At 64.9% G+C, this 15574-nt stretch carries 17 protein-coding genes; 1 reads left to right on the forward strand and 16 read right to left on the reverse strand.

Annotation, left to right across the window (positions count from 1 at the left end; genetic code table 11):
- Positions 1-96 precede the first annotated feature (96 nt).
- Positions 97-1017 (reverse strand): metallophosphoesterase, encoded by a 921-nt coding sequence (locus ABMA59_RS15240; protein WP_349006222.1) that lies wholly within the window; start codon positions 1015-1017, stop codon positions 97-99.
- Between the two features lie 554 nt (positions 1018-1571).
- Here ABMA59_RS15240 and ABMA59_RS15245 point away from each other — a divergent pair.
- Positions 1572-2486: a hypothetical protein gene (locus tag ABMA59_RS15245; protein ID WP_349006223.1), complete on the forward strand. Its 915-nt coding sequence runs from the start codon at positions 1572-1574 to the stop codon at positions 2484-2486.
- A gap of 125 nt (positions 2487-2611) precedes the next feature.
- On the opposite strand, the gene ruvB is transcribed toward ABMA59_RS15245, so the two are convergent.
- The 15 genes from ruvB to tsaD form a co-directional block, all read right to left on the reverse strand.
- Positions 2612-3652 carry a Holliday junction branch migration DNA helicase RuvB gene (ruvB, locus tag ABMA59_RS15250; RefSeq protein ID WP_349006224.1) on the reverse strand — a complete coding sequence of 347 codons (1041 nt, stop codon included), beginning with the start codon at positions 3650-3652 and terminating at the stop codon, positions 2612-2614.
- 126 nt (positions 3653-3778) lie between these two features.
- The gene (ruvA, locus tag ABMA59_RS15255) at positions 3779-4399 is read right to left on the reverse strand and encodes a Holliday junction branch migration protein RuvA (protein WP_349006225.1); all 621 of its coding nucleotides are present in this window, start codon (positions 4397-4399) and stop codon (positions 3779-3781) included.
- Positions 4396-4815, reverse strand: coding sequence for a type II toxin-antitoxin system VapC family toxin (locus ABMA59_RS15260; RefSeq protein WP_349006226.1), 420 nt, complete (start codon positions 4813-4815; stop codon positions 4396-4398). Before ABMA59_RS15260 ends, ruvA begins: the two co-directional genes overlap by 4 nt.
- On the reverse strand, positions 4793-5062 hold the full coding sequence (locus tag ABMA59_RS15265) for an AbrB/MazE/SpoVT family DNA-binding domain-containing protein (protein WP_349006227.1): 270 nt from the start codon (positions 5060-5062) through the stop codon (positions 4793-4795). The genes ABMA59_RS15260 and ABMA59_RS15265 overlap by 23 nt, the downstream gene beginning before the upstream one ends.
- A 104-nt stretch (positions 5063-5166) precedes the next feature.
- On the reverse strand, positions 5167-6540 hold the full coding sequence (locus tag ABMA59_RS15270) for an RtcB family protein (RefSeq protein ID WP_349006228.1): 1374 nt from the start codon (positions 6538-6540) through the stop codon (positions 5167-5169).
- Positions 6541-6673: 133 nt separating this feature from the next.
- Positions 6674-7186: a crossover junction endodeoxyribonuclease RuvC gene (ruvC, locus tag ABMA59_RS15275; RefSeq protein ID WP_349006229.1), complete on the reverse strand. Its 513-nt coding sequence runs from the start codon at positions 7184-7186 to the stop codon at positions 6674-6676.
- A 194-nt stretch (positions 7187-7380) separates the two neighbouring features.
- Positions 7381-7899 carry a protease adaptor protein RcdA gene (gene rcdA, locus ABMA59_RS15280; RefSeq protein ID WP_349006230.1) on the reverse strand — a complete coding sequence of 173 codons (519 nt, stop codon included), beginning with the start codon at positions 7897-7899 and terminating at the stop codon, positions 7381-7383.
- 346 nt (positions 7900-8245) lie between these two features.
- Entirely contained in the window at positions 8246-8647 is a 402-nt protein-coding gene (locus ABMA59_RS15285; protein ID WP_349006231.1) for a hypothetical protein, read from the reverse strand.
- A gap of 209 nt (positions 8648-8856) precedes the next feature.
- On the reverse strand, positions 8857-10515 hold the full coding sequence (locus ABMA59_RS15290; RefSeq protein ID WP_349006232.1) for an acyl-CoA synthetase: 1659 nt from the start codon (positions 10513-10515) through the stop codon (positions 8857-8859).
- A 112-nt stretch (positions 10516-10627) separates the two neighbouring features.
- The gene (locus tag ABMA59_RS15295; RefSeq protein WP_349006233.1) at positions 10628-11812 is read right to left on the reverse strand and encodes an OpgC family protein; all 1185 of its coding nucleotides are present in this window, start codon (positions 11810-11812) and stop codon (positions 10628-10630) included.
- Between the two features lie 185 nt (positions 11813-11997).
- Entirely contained in the window at positions 11998-12597 is a 600-nt protein-coding gene (locus tag ABMA59_RS15300; RefSeq protein ID WP_349006399.1) for a class I SAM-dependent methyltransferase, read from the reverse strand.
- A 65-nt stretch (positions 12598-12662) separates the two neighbouring features.
- Positions 12663-13088, reverse strand: coding sequence for an EVE domain-containing protein (locus ABMA59_RS15305; protein ID WP_349006234.1), 426 nt, complete (start codon positions 13086-13088; stop codon positions 12663-12665).
- A 28-nt stretch (positions 13089-13116) separates the two neighbouring features.
- The gene (locus tag ABMA59_RS15310) at positions 13117-13410 is read right to left on the reverse strand and encodes a YciI-like protein (protein WP_349006235.1); all 294 of its coding nucleotides are present in this window, start codon (positions 13408-13410) and stop codon (positions 13117-13119) included.
- Between the two features lie 68 nt (positions 13411-13478).
- Positions 13479-14456: an NAD(P)H-dependent glycerol-3-phosphate dehydrogenase gene (locus ABMA59_RS15315; RefSeq protein ID WP_349006236.1), complete on the reverse strand. Its 978-nt coding sequence runs from the start codon at positions 14454-14456 to the stop codon at positions 13479-13481.
- Entirely contained in the window at positions 14453-15538 is a 1086-nt protein-coding gene (tsaD, locus tag ABMA59_RS15320) for a tRNA (adenosine(37)-N6)-threonylcarbamoyltransferase complex transferase subunit TsaD (RefSeq protein WP_349006400.1), read from the reverse strand. The genes ABMA59_RS15315 and tsaD overlap by 4 nt, the downstream gene beginning before the upstream one ends.
- Positions 15539-15574: the final 36 nt, after the last annotated feature.

Here is a 15574-nt window from a genome sequence, read left to right on the forward strand (position 1 = left end):
TTCCGGGGCGAGACAAGCGGCTCGCCCCGGAAAGTTAGGGGTGGGGGTACAACGCGCTGAAGTCAGTCGTCGTTTCTCATATTCGATAGCTCTGCCCTACGCGACCCCGGCAGGGTCGCCGAGGTCGATCTGCACGATTTCCGGCGGCATTCCAAAACGCACCGGCAGGATGCTGCATCCCAGCCCGCCAGAGACGATGAGGTGGCGGCCGTCCTCGACGACGTGGCCGTAGGCGTAGCGGTTGCCGAAGCGCGACGGCACCACCGGCGCGTAGCCGAGCAGCCGCACCTGCCCGCCATGGGTGTGTCCCGACAGGGTCAGCGAAATGCGGTGCCGCACTTTTGGAAAAATGTCCGGCTCATGGGCCAGCAGGATCGCCGGCGCCTGGTCGGTGATTTTCTCCAGCGTCGCGTCCAGGTCGTCCATCCCGCGAAATCCCTTGCGGCCCCAGCGCCTGCCGGGACGCAGCGCCAGTTGATCGCCCAGCCCGGCGATCCAGAACGGCTTTCCGTCCTTCTCCAGCCGGATGGCATCGTTTTCCAGAACCGGCACGCCGGCTTTCTCCAGTTCGGAACGGGCGACCGTCGGTCCCTGTCCCGCGTCCTGGGCGATGCGATCCTCCCACCAGTCATGATTACCCAGCACGGCATGAACGCCGAGCGGCGCCTTTAGTTCACCCAGCGCCGGCGCCCATTCCGAGGCCGGCACCCAATCGGTGACGATCCGGCTTCCGGCGACATAGTCGCCGAGCAGCACAATGACGTGCGGCTCCAGCGCGTTGGCTTGCTCGACCAGCCTTTCGATGCGCTCCGGCGGCATCCATGGCCGGCAGGCATGGATGTCCGCCAGCGCAACGATGCGAAGCCGGAGGTCGCCGGGCCAGCCCGGCGGCTTCAGGGAATACCGCTTCACCCGCGTCATCAGTTGCGGCTCGACGCCGAAGGCATAACCGCCCAGCGCCAAGGTCGCCAGCAGCGAACCGCCGGCAAGTTTCAGGAAACCGCGTCTGGTGAACATCGGAAGGTCGCCCTCGCAAGGATACTCTTGTCGAGACAGCATGTCCTGCCAATGCGCCTGCATGCCGGCCCGATTCAGGAGATTTGGTGCAGGAAGCGATGCCTCGCACGATCCGCGAGAAGGTCCTGATCTGCGTGGCTGGCGTGCACCGGTCCAGCCCATGCAATTCAACGGCATCTGCCGGGCAGGGCGTTGCAAACGCAGTTCGGAGACGATTGCAGGCTGGATCGGGCAAAGCGGCCCGTGCGCCAATAAGGGGATGGAATTTTCGTCCGCCAGAATATTTTCCCCGAATGTCGAGCTGTAGGCGCTGCCAAGTCTTTGTTTTTGCTTGGCTCGCCTTCTTCCGCCCCGTCCACGAAACATCGTCGAACACGATTCTTATCCCCCTTCCGAAAACCCGCCTCATACTCGCCACCGGCTCCCAGCGAAAACGCCGCTCTTGCGGCGGTCGCGCGCGGAAGCCGGCTCGGTGGGTTCCCGCCGAAAGATGGCCGGAACCCGAAGGGCGGCGGCTTCACGTCGGGTGAGCGGAGGCAGCGAAGGAAGCGGCGATGGACGGGACAGCGGCAATCGAGCGAAACTGGGAAGCACTGAAGCGCATCCTCGTCATGCTTGTCGCCATGGCCGAAATGGGCGCCGGTAGGCCGGGCGCTGGCGATCTTGACGCTGGGAGGCCAGGCGCCGGGATGCCCGGCGCTGAGGGTGTCGGCGCTGGGGGACTGTTTACTTTCTTTCCGCGGAAAGGCGCAGCCGCTTCAGGGCAGGTGCGGGCGGAAAAAAGTAAACTGTCCCCGGCACTTACCCTCCCCCGCCATCTCTACCTCGCCATCCTGCGGCTGTTGCGTCCGGCCGAAGCCGCCGCGCGACGCCTCATCATCGCGGCCGCACGTGGGATCGTCGTAACCCTGCCGCCGCTACGTCCGCGCAAGCCGAAGCCTGCAACATTGCGAGGTCCCCGCGCCTTCCTGCCAAAAGGGCCGAAGAAGCGTGCCAAGCCCACCCCGCGCACCCTCTCGCTGTCGCTGCTCGATCCGCCGCGACGGCTGTTCCACGTTCCGCGCCGCGCTGTTCCCGCCCACGCCGCCCCGCGCATCCTGGGCCTCGATTTCGGCGCGACGTATCGCCCGCTGCCGCCACCTCCCTCGCCGAACGATCCGATCGACGCCTCACGTCTCGGCCAGCGCCTTGCCGCGCTCACCGCCGCGCTCGACGACCTGCCGGGCCAGGCACAACGCTTCGCCCGCTGGAAGGCGCGGCGCCACGCAGCACTCGCGCAAAACAGCCAGAGAGGAGGTACGGCCAGGTTCCAGCGGTCGCCGCTGCGGCGCGGGCGTCCGCCCGGCGGCCGGCTGTCCAACTATGATCCTGTCGCGACCCTTCCGCGAAAAATCCGCGAGGTCGACGAAATTTTGGCGCATGCCCATGCGCTGGCCGTCCACGCGCTGGATCGCCCCGACACGTCATGACGCCGCCGCCCTGCCGGACACGAAAAGCTGGAAACCAAAAGCCGGCGCGGGTTTTTCCGCGGCCTGGCGGCGATCCATGCTGTCATGAAGTTGTCCACCGGCTGTCGAAAGCCGGCCGACCCTTCTCAGGCGTCGTCCTCGAACAGGCTCGCCTGGATTGCCGCCAGATTGCGCGGCGGCTCCAGCCCAAGATGTTTCCAGGCATTGGCCGTCAGCACCCGGCCGCGCGGCGTGCGCTGGATAAAACCCTGCTGGATCAAATAGGGTTCGATGATGTCCTCGATGGCGTCGCGCGGCTCCGACAGGCCGGCCGAGATCGTCTCGATGCCGACCGGGCCACCACCGAAATTGCCGGCGATCATGGTCAGATACCTGCGGTCGAGCTGGTCCAGCCCAAGCGCATCGACGTCGAGCCGCCGCAGCGCCTCGTCTGCCACTTTTCGCGATACTCTTTCGGCGCCCTCGACGCTGGCGAAGTCGCGCACGCGCCGAAGAAGCCGGCCTGCGATACGCGGCGTGCCGCGCGCCCGCCGCGCAATCTCCAGCGCGCCGTCGTCGGCAATCGGCATCTGGAGGATGCGCGCACCGCGCCGCACGATCAATTCGAGTTCCTCGACGGTGTAAAAATTGAGCCGCACCGGAATGCCGAAACGGTCGCGCAGCGGGTTGGTCAGCAGACCCAGCCGCGTCGTCGCGGCGACCAGCGTGAATTTCGCCAGCTCGATCTTCACCGAGCGCGCCGCCGGCCCCTCGCCGATGATCAGGTCGAGTTGGAAATCCTCCATGGCGGGATACAGAATTTCCTCCACCGCCGGGTTCAGCCGGTGGATCTCGTCGATGAACAGAACGTCGCGGTCCTCGAGATTGGTCAGAAGTGCGGCCAGGTCGCCCGCCTTGGCGATGACCGGTCCCGAGGTCGAGCGGAAATTGACACCGAGTTCGCGCGCCATGATCTGCGCCAGCGTCGTCTTGCCCAATCCCGGCGGCCCGACGAACAGCACGTGGTCCAGCGCCTCGCCGCGCGCCTTCGCCGCCTCGATGAACACCTTCAGATTGGCGCGCGCCGCCGCCTGGCCGACGAACTCGTCCAGTGTCTGCGGACGCAGCGTCGCATCGGCGTCCTCGCCGCGCTTTTCCGAGGAGATCAGGCGGGCGGGCTGGCTCACGCTTCGCCCGTCCCGGTTGCGATGTCATACATGCGAATCATCCGACTTTCGAAGCGCAAGCTTCTCGACTGTTCTTCACGGAGCAAGGCGCGGTCGCCCGAGCTGGTGTGGCGCTGCCCAGCCACCTCACCGCGCCAGTTCCTTGAGCCCCAGCCGGATCAGTTTTGCCGAATCCGCGCCTTCGCCCGCCGCCTTCAGCGCTGCCGCGACCGCGTTGGCGGCCGTGTCGCGGGAGTAGCCGAGATTGGTCAGCGCCGACACAGCGTCAGCCACGGGCGCCGGGGCAACGCCTTCGCCGAGCTCCTGCTTCAGCCCGATCGTGCCTGTCGCGGCGCCCGCGAAGGCCGGCGCCTTGGTGCGGAGTTCGGTGACGATCCGCTCTGCCACCTTCTTGCCGACGCCAGGGGCGCGCGAGACCATGGCGATGTCGCGCAGCGCAATCGCGTTGGCGAGGTCGGCCGGCTCCAGCGTCGACAGCACCGACAGCGCCACTTTTGCGCCAACACCCTGCACATTGCCCATCAGCAGACGGAACCATTCCCGCTCCAGAGCCGTGCGGAATCCATAGAGGCGGATCATGTCCTCGCGCACATAGGTCTCGATGAACAGCACCACCGCCTCGCCGGCGCCCGGCAGCGCGGCCAGCGTGCGCGTCGAGCAATGCGCGACGTAACCCACGCCATGCACGTCGACGGTGCAACTGTCCTCGCCGATCTCGTCGACCACACCCTTGAGCTTGCCGATCATGGATGCGTTTCCGGACAGATGATCTCGACAGAGGGGAAATAAGACCGATAACGGGCCGCATCGCGGGTAAGCAGTCTGTGGCCCCCAACCGAAGCGTGCGCACCGATCAGGAAATCGGGAAGAGTTCGCTCACGCGTACCTCCACTCCGGCGGTATTGGGCGTGCGCGATGCCCGCCAGGAATGCGGCCCCCCACGGAAGCGGCTCTCGGGCAACACCAAGCCGGGTGGATGCGATCTCAAGTGAGGATTCATCGGACACGAGCGGCGCCAGCTCTGACCAGATGACGGCGTTGATCACGAGGGTACCCTCGCCGTGGCACAGCGTCAGCGCGATACCGGACCATTCGCTCGCCTGTCCAGGCGGTCCCCACACGTCGATCAGAATGTTGGAGTCAACGAGGGTCGAGGTCTTCACGCGGCCCTCTAATCCAGTCGAGATACTGATCGGTCGTCATTCCGCCGAGATCGAGCGTTCCGGCCATGCGGCCGAGTTTCTCCCTGAACCGGACAGCTATGTCCTCCTTCGACAGATTCTCATTGACCGTGACGAGCCGGACTCCATTCTCCGTGGAAATGAATTCTACCTCGGAACCGGGGCCGATTCCCAATAGGTCCCGAATCTCCTTCGGAATAGTGACCTGGCCTTTTTCGGTGACACGCATGGTAATACCTCGTTGGTATTACTTAGAATTCAGGCGTGAACAAGTCAAGAACATATGTCCGGGAGATTCGGCCGCCGGAAGTTTTTCCCGGCGGCCGCTCGTCGTCACTTGCCGGCCTTCTTCTTCCGCCACGGCGCGTCCTGCTCCCAGTCGCCCGCCATGATCGATCCGTAGGGATCGACATGGTCGACGATCTCGGCCAGCTTCTGCTTGCCGATTTGGCCAACCACCTGGGCGGCGCTCTTGTAGCCGCCGGGCAGTTCGGAGAGGTCCGGCTTGCCGCACCAGAAGCGCACGTCGAGCCCGGCGGTCTCTTGCCTCATCACGTCTTTGACGGCGCGGGCGCCGATCATTTCGCGCATGTACCGGGTGCGGCTCATGTTGCGCCCGGCGCCATGAGGCGAGAAGCCCAGCGCCTCCTTGCGGTCCTTGTGGCGGGCGATCAGGATCGGCTCGCTCATGTTCATCGGGATCAGGGTGCGGCCGTCATCGTCCGGCGAGAAGCCGGCGAAGGACGGCGTTGCGCCCTTGGCGTGGTAGAACAGCCCGTCGCTGCGGCGGAACACGAAATTGTGCTCGTTCCAGAAGCGGTCGACGATGGCGTTGCCGAGTGCGGCCGCGATCCGGTCGTGGATGCCGAGATGGTTGTTCCTGGTCCACAGGCGGATCGTCTGCAGCGCGTCCCAGTATTCGCGTCCGGCCTTGCTCTCGGCGTCAAGCCACGCGGCGCCTTCCGGCGTGCGTGGCGAGACGATCTTGGTATGCCGCTTCGCCGCTGCCATGCCGCGCTTGTAGAGCAGCGCGCCCGGACCGCGCGACCCGTGATGGGTGACGATGGCCGGTTGGCCGGTCGAGCGCAGATGGCCGACGAAGAGGAAGTGGTTGCCGTCGCCCTGCGTGCCGGTGTTGGCGTGGCCGGACCCGACGATGTCCGCGAGGAACGGGTTCGCCTCGAACGCGGCGGCTATCGCGCCGGGCATGACGCGGCCGTTCCGATGGTCGCCGACCACCGGTCCGAAGTGCGTGATCTTCTCGGCGACGTCCATGATGCGCTTCGGGTCGTCCTTGCGCTTGAACACGGTGATCGCCATCGAGCAGCAGATGTCGGCCGAGTGGAAGCCCGGATGAATTGCGTCCTTGGTCGCAACCACGCCGCCGACCGGGATCGTGCCGGCCGGGCAGGCGTCCGGCATGACCACGCCGGCCTGCACCGTCGGCACGCGCATCAGCGCATCCATCGCGCCGGTCACCAGCGCGAGGTTTTCGCGCTCGATGTCGCTTTCCGGCTCGAGGAAGACCGAGAAGGGCAGCCGGTTGGTCCGCGGCATGATCTCGACCGGCTGCAATGTCTGCAGATACGTGAAGATCGCATCGGCGGACTGGCCGTCGCGTTCCATGTTCTGCGCGGTCTCGATTGCCCCGGCGAACCACTTGCCGGGCTTGAATCCCCATTCGATCAATTCCTTGCCGGTGATCATCGCTAATCCAAGATCTTCTCTTGCCTCATGGTTGAACCATCCCTTGCGTCAGCGCGAAGGGCCGGCGCGGGTGCGCCTGCAATTTGTCATGAATACGGCTGTAGCGGAAATTTAGCGGACTGCTATCTGGGCCTCAACCCGCCAGCGCCGCCAGCCGATAGCCGATGCTCTGCCGGTGATGTGCGTGGCAGATGGCGATGGCAAGCCCGTCGGCCGCGTCGTCGCCCGAAAATGTCGCCTTGGGCAACAGCACCTTCACCATCATGTGGATCTGCCTCTTGTCGCCATGGCCGACGCCGATCACCGCTTTCTTAACGGCGTTCGGCGCGTATTCGGAAACCGGCAGCCCGGCACGGGCCGGAACCAGCATGGCGATGCCGCGCGCCTGGCCGAGTTTTAGGGTCGCCGTCGCATCCTTGTTGACGAAGGTCGCCTCGACCGCCGCCTCCTCGGGCGCATGTGTCTCCAGCACGGCGCACAGCCCGTCGTGGAGCTGGCAAAGACGCGAGGCGAGGTCGGCTTTGTCGTCAGACGTCACCGTGCCGGACGCCACGAAGCGCAGGCTGTTGCCCTGCGCCTCGACGAGGCCCCAGCCGGTGCGCCGCAGGCCCGGATCGATGCCGATGATTCGAATCGTTTCCCGCATGCCCACAACCTACCCGTTTCGGGCATCCTTGTCAGGAAAATGTGAACGAAACGAAAACAGACCGCGGAGAGAATCGGGTCAGGCTGAGTCGAAAATGGCGGGGTCGTGAAGCGACGAGCGGAACGTACTTAGGGCATGTGAGCAGCGGAAGCGCAGCTAGCCACCATGTGCGGGCCAGCCTCACCTGAATCTTGTCAGCCGCGCGCGAACGCCGTGTTGAGCAGGCTGATCTGGTCGGAGACCGGGTTGCTGCGGCGCGCCGGCGGCGGCCCCAGGGCGGCCGCGTCGCGACCATAGATCTCCTCGTCCATCAGCCGGACAAGGTTCTGCAGGCTGAGCGAACTGTGGACCAGATGCATGAAGGCTTCCGGCAACTCGTTCCAGCCAATGGCATGGTCGGGCGCCGAAGCAGTGTCCAGCCGGACTTTGGATTTTTCCGAGGCCACCTGGTCGCGTGTCATTTCGCCGGAGTTGGCGGCACGCTGCAAAAGCAGCCAGGAGGCGATCTGCATCAGCCTCGTGGTGAGCCGCATCGATTCGGCGGCGTAGAGCGTCGCAGCCAACCGCGACAGTTTTTTCGCCTCGGTACGGCCGGGACCGTCGAGATATTCGGCGGCGCGCTCAACCAGGCCCATGCCCTCGTTGTAAAGCGGCTTGAAGGAATCCGAGAATACCCGGCGTTCCGCCAGCTTGATCGGTTGTCCGCTTCCCATCAACAACTCGCCCGTCATCCTTGCCCCGGCGGAGGAAATTCGATCCGGCGCGCTTTGCCGGACGTGGCGCTTCTTGCCGATTTCCCTCTTGCGCGAAAGATGCTCCCACGCGCCGGCGAAGGCAAGGACATGTTTAATAAAGGGTTAACGGCGCGGTTATCCACGTTCCAGGCAAAAAAAGAGCCGCGGGAAGCGGCTCTCGAGAGTTAACAGGGAGGCGTCAAACGAAGTGGCTCCAACCACTCGGTAAGAATCCAGATAACTGGATACACACAGGTATGGCCTGGAATGCTTAACAGACGCTTAACGCGCCGGAGATTCTTTTACCGGCCGGACCAAAACTGTTTCATCGAGAGACAGTTTGCGCCCGAAGCGGGCTACGCATAGCCGACAGCGCGATCCAGGCGAACAGCAGGATACCGGCGTAGAAAGCCATGGAGCCGATCGCCACCACCGGTTCGACCGCCTCGTTGCCGGCCAGCAGGAAGTACAGTCCGACGATCAGCATCACGCCGCTGACTGCCGTCAGCCAGAAATGCACCATCGCCAGCCGCGAGGCACTCGCTGCCGGAACAAGGTGGTAGAAGAAGGCGAACACCGCCGACATCAGCCAGCCCGCCACCATGGCGTGCGCATGGACCGGCATCTGCGAGTGATCGTGGGTGATCGACATGTGCAGGCCGAGCGCCATACCGCAGACCGCGTAGAGGATGGCCAGCGTAAAGAAATTGCGTGCAACGCCGTGCATTGCTTTGTCCTTTTCAGATCCAGATACCGAGGGAAATACGCCGTCCGCCCCGCGCGGACCGGTCGTTGATCGGCGGCCTTTCATAACCCGTTGCGAACCGGCTTAAGAACGCCGGGAGCACGCCGCCACCGAAGAATTTCGGCGGGTCCGTTAGACACCCGGCCTGTTTCGGATGCATGCCGGGCATGAAACGGGAAGGAAACGGCTGGTTACCGTACGGATACGATATCCGCTTCCCTGGCCATCTCGCGCAGCCTGAACTTCTGGATCTTTCCCGTGGAAGTCTTGGGGATTTCGGCGAATGTCACACTCTTCGGAACCTTGAAACGTGCAAGCAGCTTTCGGCAGTGCTCGACGATCTCGGCTTCCGTCGCGGCCTTGCCCGGTTTGAGCTCGACATAGGCCACCGGCACCTCGCCCCACTTGTCGTCGGCGCGGGCCACCACTCCACAGGAAGCGACGGAAGGATGCTTGTAGAGCGCTTCCTCGACCTCGATGGAGGAAATGTTCTCACCGCCGGAAATGATGATGTCCTTGGAACGGTCTTTTAGCTGGATGTAGCCGTCCGGATGCATGACACCGAGGTCGCCGGAGTGGAACCAGCCGCCGGCGAAGGCCTCGTCGGTCGCCTTGCGGTTCTTCAGATAGCCTTTCATGACGATGTTGCCGCGGAACATCACCTCGCCGATCGTCTCGCCGTCGGCGGGTGTTTCCGCCATCGTTTCCGCGTCCATCACCGTCAGGCCTTCGAGCGAGGCATAGCGCACGCCCTGCCGCGCCTTCTTGGCGGCGCGGCCGGCGCGGTCGAGGCTGTCCCATTCGCCGTGCCATTCGTTGACCACGGCCGGCCCATAGGTTTCCGTCAACCCGTAAAGGTGGTTCACCACGAAGCCGGCATCCGCCATGCCGGACAGAACCGATTCCGGCGGGGGGGCGGCGGCGGTGTTGAAGGTCACCTGCTGCGAGAAGGCGCGCTTGTCCTTCTCCTCGGCGTTGATCAGCGTCGCCATGACGATGGGCGCGCCACAAAGGTGGGTGACGCCGTGGTCGGCAATGGCGACATACATCGCCTTTGCCCGAACCCATCGCAGGCACACATGCGTGCCGGCCTGCACGGCAAGCGTCCACGGAAAGCACCAGCCGTTGCAATGGAACATTGGCAGCGTCCATAGATAGACGGCGTGCTTGGCCATGCCGGCGTGGATGGTGTTGGTGTGCGCCATCAGGGCGGCGCCGCGATGGTGATAGACCACGCCCTTGGGATTGCCGGTGGTGCCGGAGGTGTAGTTCAGCGAGATCGCATCCCACTCGTCGTCCGGCATCTTCCAGGCAAAATCCGGATCGCCGGATTGCAAGAACGCCTCATAGTCGAGAGTGCCGATGCGCTCGCCCTTCGGATAGGGCGCGTCCTGGGGATATTCGGGGTCGTCGTAATCGATCACCAGCGGCTTTACCTCGGCCAGTGCCAGGGCCTGCTTCATCACGCCGGAGAACTCGCGGTCGACAATGACGATCCTCGATTCGGCATGGTCGAGCTGGAAGGCGATCACCGCCGCGTCGAGCCGGGTGTTCAGCGAATGCAGCACGGCCTTGACCATCGGCACGCCGAAATGCGCCTCAAGCATCGCCGGCGTGTTGGAAAGCATGACGGTGACCGTGTCGCCCTTGCCGATGCCTTTTGCTTCAAGTGCGGAGGCGAGCCGCAACGATCGGCGCCAGAAATCGCGATAGCTGGTTTTCGCGCTGCCGTGGATGATCGCGGTGTGATCGGGATAGGTCTTTGCCGCGCGCTCCAGCAGGGTCAGCGGCGTCAGCGGCTGGTGGTTGGCCGCGTTCCGGTCCAACCCTGCCTCATAGATATTGGTCAATTTGTCCCCCTTGGCGATTTGCCCGCCATCCTAATGCGGGCAGGGCAGAGGAGGAAGCAATTCGATTCCAGGGATGGACGATCGTGGGAGAGCGCGGCCGGTGTGCTGTCGGTCAGCGCACCGGCACATAGGCCGGGCGCTGCGCGCCAACCGCGACCGGCGCCTCGGCCTGCGGCGTGCGCGGCTTGGCCGGACGCTTCCCTCCCCAGCCGATCGTCGGCAGCCACTCCAGCCAATAGGCCAGCGCGAACTGCAGCGCAATGCCGGCAGCGATGAGGCTGGTGTCGAAGACGACCCCGCCGCCATAGACGGCCTTCAACACCTGGCCGGCCATGGCCAGCAAGGTTCCCGCGATGAACACCGGCAGCGAGTGTTTCCCGAGGATGGCCAGCGGATTGTCGGTGCTGGTGCGCGCCAGGTTGGACAAAGACGGGATCGCCACGATCAGATAGGCCAGCGCCAGAACATGCAACAGGCGGGGCAGCGAAAGAAACGTCTTGTCGAAGCCGGACAGCACCAGCGGCAGATGCACCTTCGCCTCCAGTCCCCATAGCGACCAGCGCACCCAGACCAGGGACAGCAGGATGTAACCCAGCGAGATCAAGGCCAGCGGCGCGCTGTAGCAGATCGTGCCGCCACGCCGAACGTGCATCACCGCGGCCATGCCGATGACGAACAGGAACTGCCACGACAGCGGGTTGAGGAACCAGAAGCCTTCGGTCGGATAATTTTCCGGCGCAACCTGCCAGTATCCGGCGGCGAACCAGACCAGGCCGGACACCGTTAGCATGAGCAAGAGATTGATGCGGCTGAGCAGCAGAAAAAGCGGCAGCATCAGCAGAACCACGGCATACATCGACAATATGTTGTTGTAGCCGACCTGATGGCCGAGCGTGGCGAGGCCGACCAGCGCACGCGGCGTGTCCTCGACCAGCGAGCCGATGTTGATCATTTCCAAGAGCTTCGGCCGCGCGAACCAGAGGGCAGCGGCCGAGAAGATGGCGAGCGTGGCGACGCTGGTCACGATATGGGCGACGTAGAGCGTGCCGGCACGCCGAAACGCCTTCAGCGTCAGCAGCAGCCGGTTGCCCGGCTCGAATTTCAGCCCGTAGGCGAGGCCGAGCGCGATGCCCGAAATCAGCACGAAGGCTTCGGCCGAATCGGAGAACCCGAAATTCTTGTGGGTGAGATGTTCGAAGATCGTGCCGGGCACATGGTTGACGAAGATCGTCAGCAGGGCCAGCGCCCTGAAAACGTCGATACGGGTGTCCCGCTGTGTGGTCGCACTTGTCGTCATCGCGGCGTAAAGTTCCTCGTCCCGATAAAGTTCCCGCCACGCTGCCCGAATCCACAACTGGCGGCGCGATGCGGCAACGATGTGGCAAGGCTCGCGAAAGCTTGTGGGAATCGGCAGGAACGAGAGTCCGAACCCGGTCGCATCGCAGCCAGCAAATATCGATTCCGGCGGATTTTCCTGGCTGCTTAGCCGAAACGCCACACCGTCGTGCGCTTCACCTCGGCGTCTTCCAGGGCGCGGGTTACCTGGACCTGATAGACGGCGAGCGGCTGCACACGGTCCTTGGGCAGATACGATCGGCCGGGATCGCCGACCAGCACGGATGCGCCGCGCGCCGCCAGTGCTGAAAACCAGGGGACAATGCGATCCGTAAGGGCGCGGTCGTAGAAGACGTCGCCAGCCAGAACGATGTCCCAGCTCTCGTCGCGTCCCATCAGATCGTCATCGGAAAACCGGACAGATACGCCGTTGGCCGCGGCATTCAGCGCGATCGCCGCCCCGCAGAAGGGATCTATGTCGACGGCAGTCACGCTGGCGGCGCCTGCCTTTGCGGCGGCAATCGCCACAAGGCCGGAGCCGGTCGCGAAGTCGAGAATCGTCCGGCCTTGCACGATGTTCGGATTGTCCAGGATATGGCGCGCCAGTCCCTGGCCGCCGGCCCAGGCAAAGGCCCAGAAAGGCGGCGGCAGGCCGATCGCCTCCAGTTCCTCCTCCGTCCGATGCCAGAGGTCGTGCGCCTCGTCGGCGAGATAGAGCGCAATCTCCGGCACATGCGGCGGCGCCATCAGCACCGTGTTGGCGAGGATGAAGGCGGTCTTGTCCCTGGATTGCGGCGCCGGATCGGGCGCGGTCACGGCGCCGGGTCGATCCCGCCGACGCGGCAGATTTCCTGCCACTCGTCCGCCGAAACCGGCTGCACCGACAGGCGCGAATTGTTGACCAGCACCATGTCCTTCAGCTTCGGATTGGCCTTGCAGTCGTCCAGCGTCACCGGCTTCGGCACATCCTTGACGGCGCGGATATCCACGCACTCCCAGCGCGCGTCCTCCGTGGTGCTGTCGGGATGCGCCAGCTTGCAGACCTCGGCGATGCCGACCACCGCAAGTCCCTCATTCGAATGGTAGAAGAAGCCTAGGTCGCCGATCTGCATGGCGCGCATGTTGTTGCGCGCCTGGTAGTTGCGCACGCCGTCCCATTCCTGACCAGCCTTGCCCTTGGACTTCAGCATCTCCCAGGAAAAGGCGCTCGGTTCGGATTTGAAAAGCCAATACTGCACGGCGTTTGCCCTCGTCGCTGCTGCGGCCTCAGGCGGCCGGGTTGTTGAACACCCAGTTCCAGGGCTGCACGGTGACGCTCTCGAACAGGCCGACTTTCGAGAACGGATCGTTGGCGGCGATCTCCTTTGCTGCGGCAAGGTCGGCCGCTTCGACAGCGACCAGGCTGCCGCACGGCTTGCCGTCGCTATCAAGGAACGGGCCGGCGAATTTAAGCGTGCCCTCGGCGTTGAGCTTGTTCAGATATTCGACATGGGTCGGGCGGTTGTCGACCCGCGTCTGGAGATGGCCGGGCTTATCCTTGCAGGTGAAGACGAAAATCATGGCTTGCTCCTCAGTTAGGCGCTTTCTAGCGCAAGGCGCGGCCGGCGGGAAAGACCAGCCGCCGCGATTCAATCGGCCTCGGATTTCAACGGCCGCGACATCAGGTTTTCAACCGCCTGAGCAATGGTGAGTTTGCCCGCCAGGATGAGCGCGGTGGCGGCGATGATCGGAGCCTCCACGCCCTTTTCGGTAGCGATGCGCGCGGCAATGCCGGCGGTGGCGACGCCTTCCGCCAGCGGGCGGCCGGCAAGCGCCTCGCCGCGACCGAGCGCCAGCCCGTAGGCGAAATTGCGCGACTGCGCCGAGGCGCAGGTGAGCAGCAGGTCGCCCAATCCGGACAGGCCCATCAGCGTCTCCGGCTGTGCGCCGAACGCCGCGCCGATGCGCCGCAACTCGACGAAGCCGCGCGTCACAAGGGCTGCCTGCGCGCTGGCGCCGAGTTTTGCGCCAAGCGTCGCGCCGGCGGCAATCGCCAGAACGTTCTTCAGCGCGCCGCCGATCTCGACGCCGGTCTGGTCCGTGGTCGAATAGCAGCGGAAGGCGGCGGACGACAGCGCCGCCGCCAGATCGGCCGCCATGCCTTCCGATTGCGTCGCGACGACGACGGCCGTTGGCATGCCGCGCGCCACGTCGGTCGCGAAACTCGGACCGGAGAGGGTTGCGGTCGGATTGCCGGGGCAGGCTTCGCCAGCGATTTCCGATAGAAGTTTTCCGCTGCCGCTCTCGATGCCTTTTGCGCACAGCACCACCGGGACACCAGCCGGAAGATGCGGCGCAGCCTGCGCCAGTACCGCGCGCAATGACTGGGCCGGGACGACGGCAAGTACTGCGTCGGCCCCGGCTAGCGACCGCGCGACATCAGTGCTGGCCGCAATGCCGGCTTCGAAAGAAATGTCCGGCAGGTAGCGCGGATTTTTCCCCGCGCCGATTGCATCTGCCGCGTCTGGCTCGCGCGCCCACAGTGCGACTTCCCTGCCAGCACGTAGTGCTGTCAGCGCTAGCGCCGTGCCCCAGGCGCCGCCGCCGAGTACCGCGATCTGTCTCATGCCTTGGCGCCCCTGCGTCCGGCTCCGATCACCGGTGCGGATACGCTGTCCAGCGGCCAGCGCGAACGCGGCACAAAATCCATGCCGTCCTCACCGGCGAGACCGGCGCGGAGCCGCTCGATGCCGGCCCAGGCGATCATCGCCGCATTGTCGGTGCAGAGCGCCAGCGGCGGGGCGACAAAACCGAAACCGTGTTCGGCGCAAAGCGCGAGCAAAACGTCGCGGATCGTGCGGTTGGCGGCGACGCCGCCGGCGACCACCAGGGTGGGCGCGGCAACGCTTGGGAATTCCACCCTGAAACGCGCCAGCGCCCGGCCGACCCGGTCGGCCAGCGCGTCGGTCACCGCGGCCTGGAACGAGGCGCAGACATCGGCGACGTCCCGCCCGCTCAGCGGCGCGATTGCCGTAGCCGCCTGGCGCACCGCCGTCTTCAGACCCGAAAAGGAAAAGTCCGGGCGCGCCTCGCCCTTCATCGGACGGGGGAAAGCAAAACGGCCGGCATCGCCGTCTCTCGCAGCCTTCTCGACATTGGGTCCGCCGGGATAGGGCAGGCCCAGCATCTTGGCCGTCTTGTCGAAGGCTTCACCGAGCGCGTCGTCGATGGTCGTGGCCCAGCGCTGGTAGTCGCCGACGCCGCGCACCAGCACGATCTGGGTATGGCCGCCGGAGACGAGCAGCAGGAGATAGGGAAACGCCAGCCCGTCGGTCAGGCGCGGCGTCAGGGCATGGCCCTCGAGATGGTTGATCGCCAGCAGCGGTTTTCCGGCTGCAGAAGCGATTGCTTTTGCGGTCATCAGCCCGACGATCAGGCCGCCGACCAACCCCGGCCCGGCGGTGGCGGCGACCGCGTCGACCTCGCCAAGACTTGTATCGGCGTCGGCGAGTGCCGCCTCGATCAACCCGTCCAGCGCCTCGACATGGGCACGCGCCGCGATCTCCGGAACCACGCCGCCGAAGGCCGCGTGTTCCTCGATCTGGCTGAGCACGGCGTTGGACAGGATGCGGGCATGCCCCGAATCGTCGAGCGCCACAACGCTCGCGGCGGTCTCATCGCAACTGGTCTCGATGCCCAGAACGCGGATCATCTGTCCCTTGAAAAAGCGTCTATGATTGTCCGG

Source organism: Mesorhizobium yinganensis, from assembly GCF_040081985.1.
Classification (GTDB): domain Bacteria; phylum Pseudomonadota; class Alphaproteobacteria; order Rhizobiales; family Rhizobiaceae; genus Kumtagia; species Kumtagia yinganensis.

What these genes read in the sequence shown, in the direction of transcription:
- ABMA59_RS15240 (WP_349006222.1), bottom strand. Translation starts at nt 1,017, where the DNA reads ATGTTCACCAGACGCGGTTTCCTGAAACTTGCCGGCGGTTCGCTGCTG.
- ABMA59_RS15245 (WP_349006223.1), top strand. Translation starts at nt 1,572, where the DNA reads ATGGACGGGACAGCGGCAATCGAGCGAAACTGGGAAGCACTGAAGCGC.
- ruvA (WP_349006225.1), bottom strand. Translation starts at nt 4,399, where the DNA reads ATGATCGGCAAGCTCAAGGGTGTGGTCGACGAGATCGGCGAGGACAGT.
- ABMA59_RS15265 (WP_349006227.1), bottom strand. Translation starts at nt 5,062, where the DNA reads ATGCGTGTCACCGAAAAAGGCCAGGTCACTATTCCGAAGGAGATTCGG.
- ABMA59_RS15270 (WP_349006228.1), bottom strand. Translation starts at nt 6,540, where the DNA reads ATGATCACCGGCAAGGAATTGATCGAATGGGGATTCAAGCCCGGCAAG.
- ruvC (WP_349006229.1), bottom strand. Translation starts at nt 7,186, where the DNA reads ATGCGGGAAACGATTCGAATCATCGGCATCGATCCGGGCCTGCGGCGC.
- rcdA (WP_349006230.1), bottom strand. Translation starts at nt 7,899, where the DNA reads ATGGGAAGCGGACAACCGATCAAGCTGGCGGAACGCCGGGTATTCTCG.
- ABMA59_RS15285 (WP_349006231.1), bottom strand. Translation starts at nt 8,647, where the DNA reads ATGCACGGCGTTGCACGCAATTTCTTTACGCTGGCCATCCTCTACGCG.
- ABMA59_RS15295 (WP_349006233.1), bottom strand. Translation starts at nt 11,812, where the DNA reads ATGACGACAAGTGCGACCACACAGCGGGACACCCGTATCGACGTTTTC.
- ABMA59_RS15300 (WP_349006399.1), bottom strand. Translation starts at nt 12,597, where the DNA reads ATGGCGCCGCCGCATGTGCCGGAGATTGCGCTCTATCTCGCCGACGAG.
- ABMA59_RS15310 (WP_349006235.1), bottom strand. Translation starts at nt 13,410, where the DNA reads ATGATTTTCGTCTTCACCTGCAAGGATAAGCCCGGCCATCTCCAGACG.
- ABMA59_RS15315 (WP_349006236.1), bottom strand. Translation starts at nt 14,456, where the DNA reads ATGAGACAGATCGCGGTACTCGGCGGCGGCGCCTGGGGCACGGCGCTA.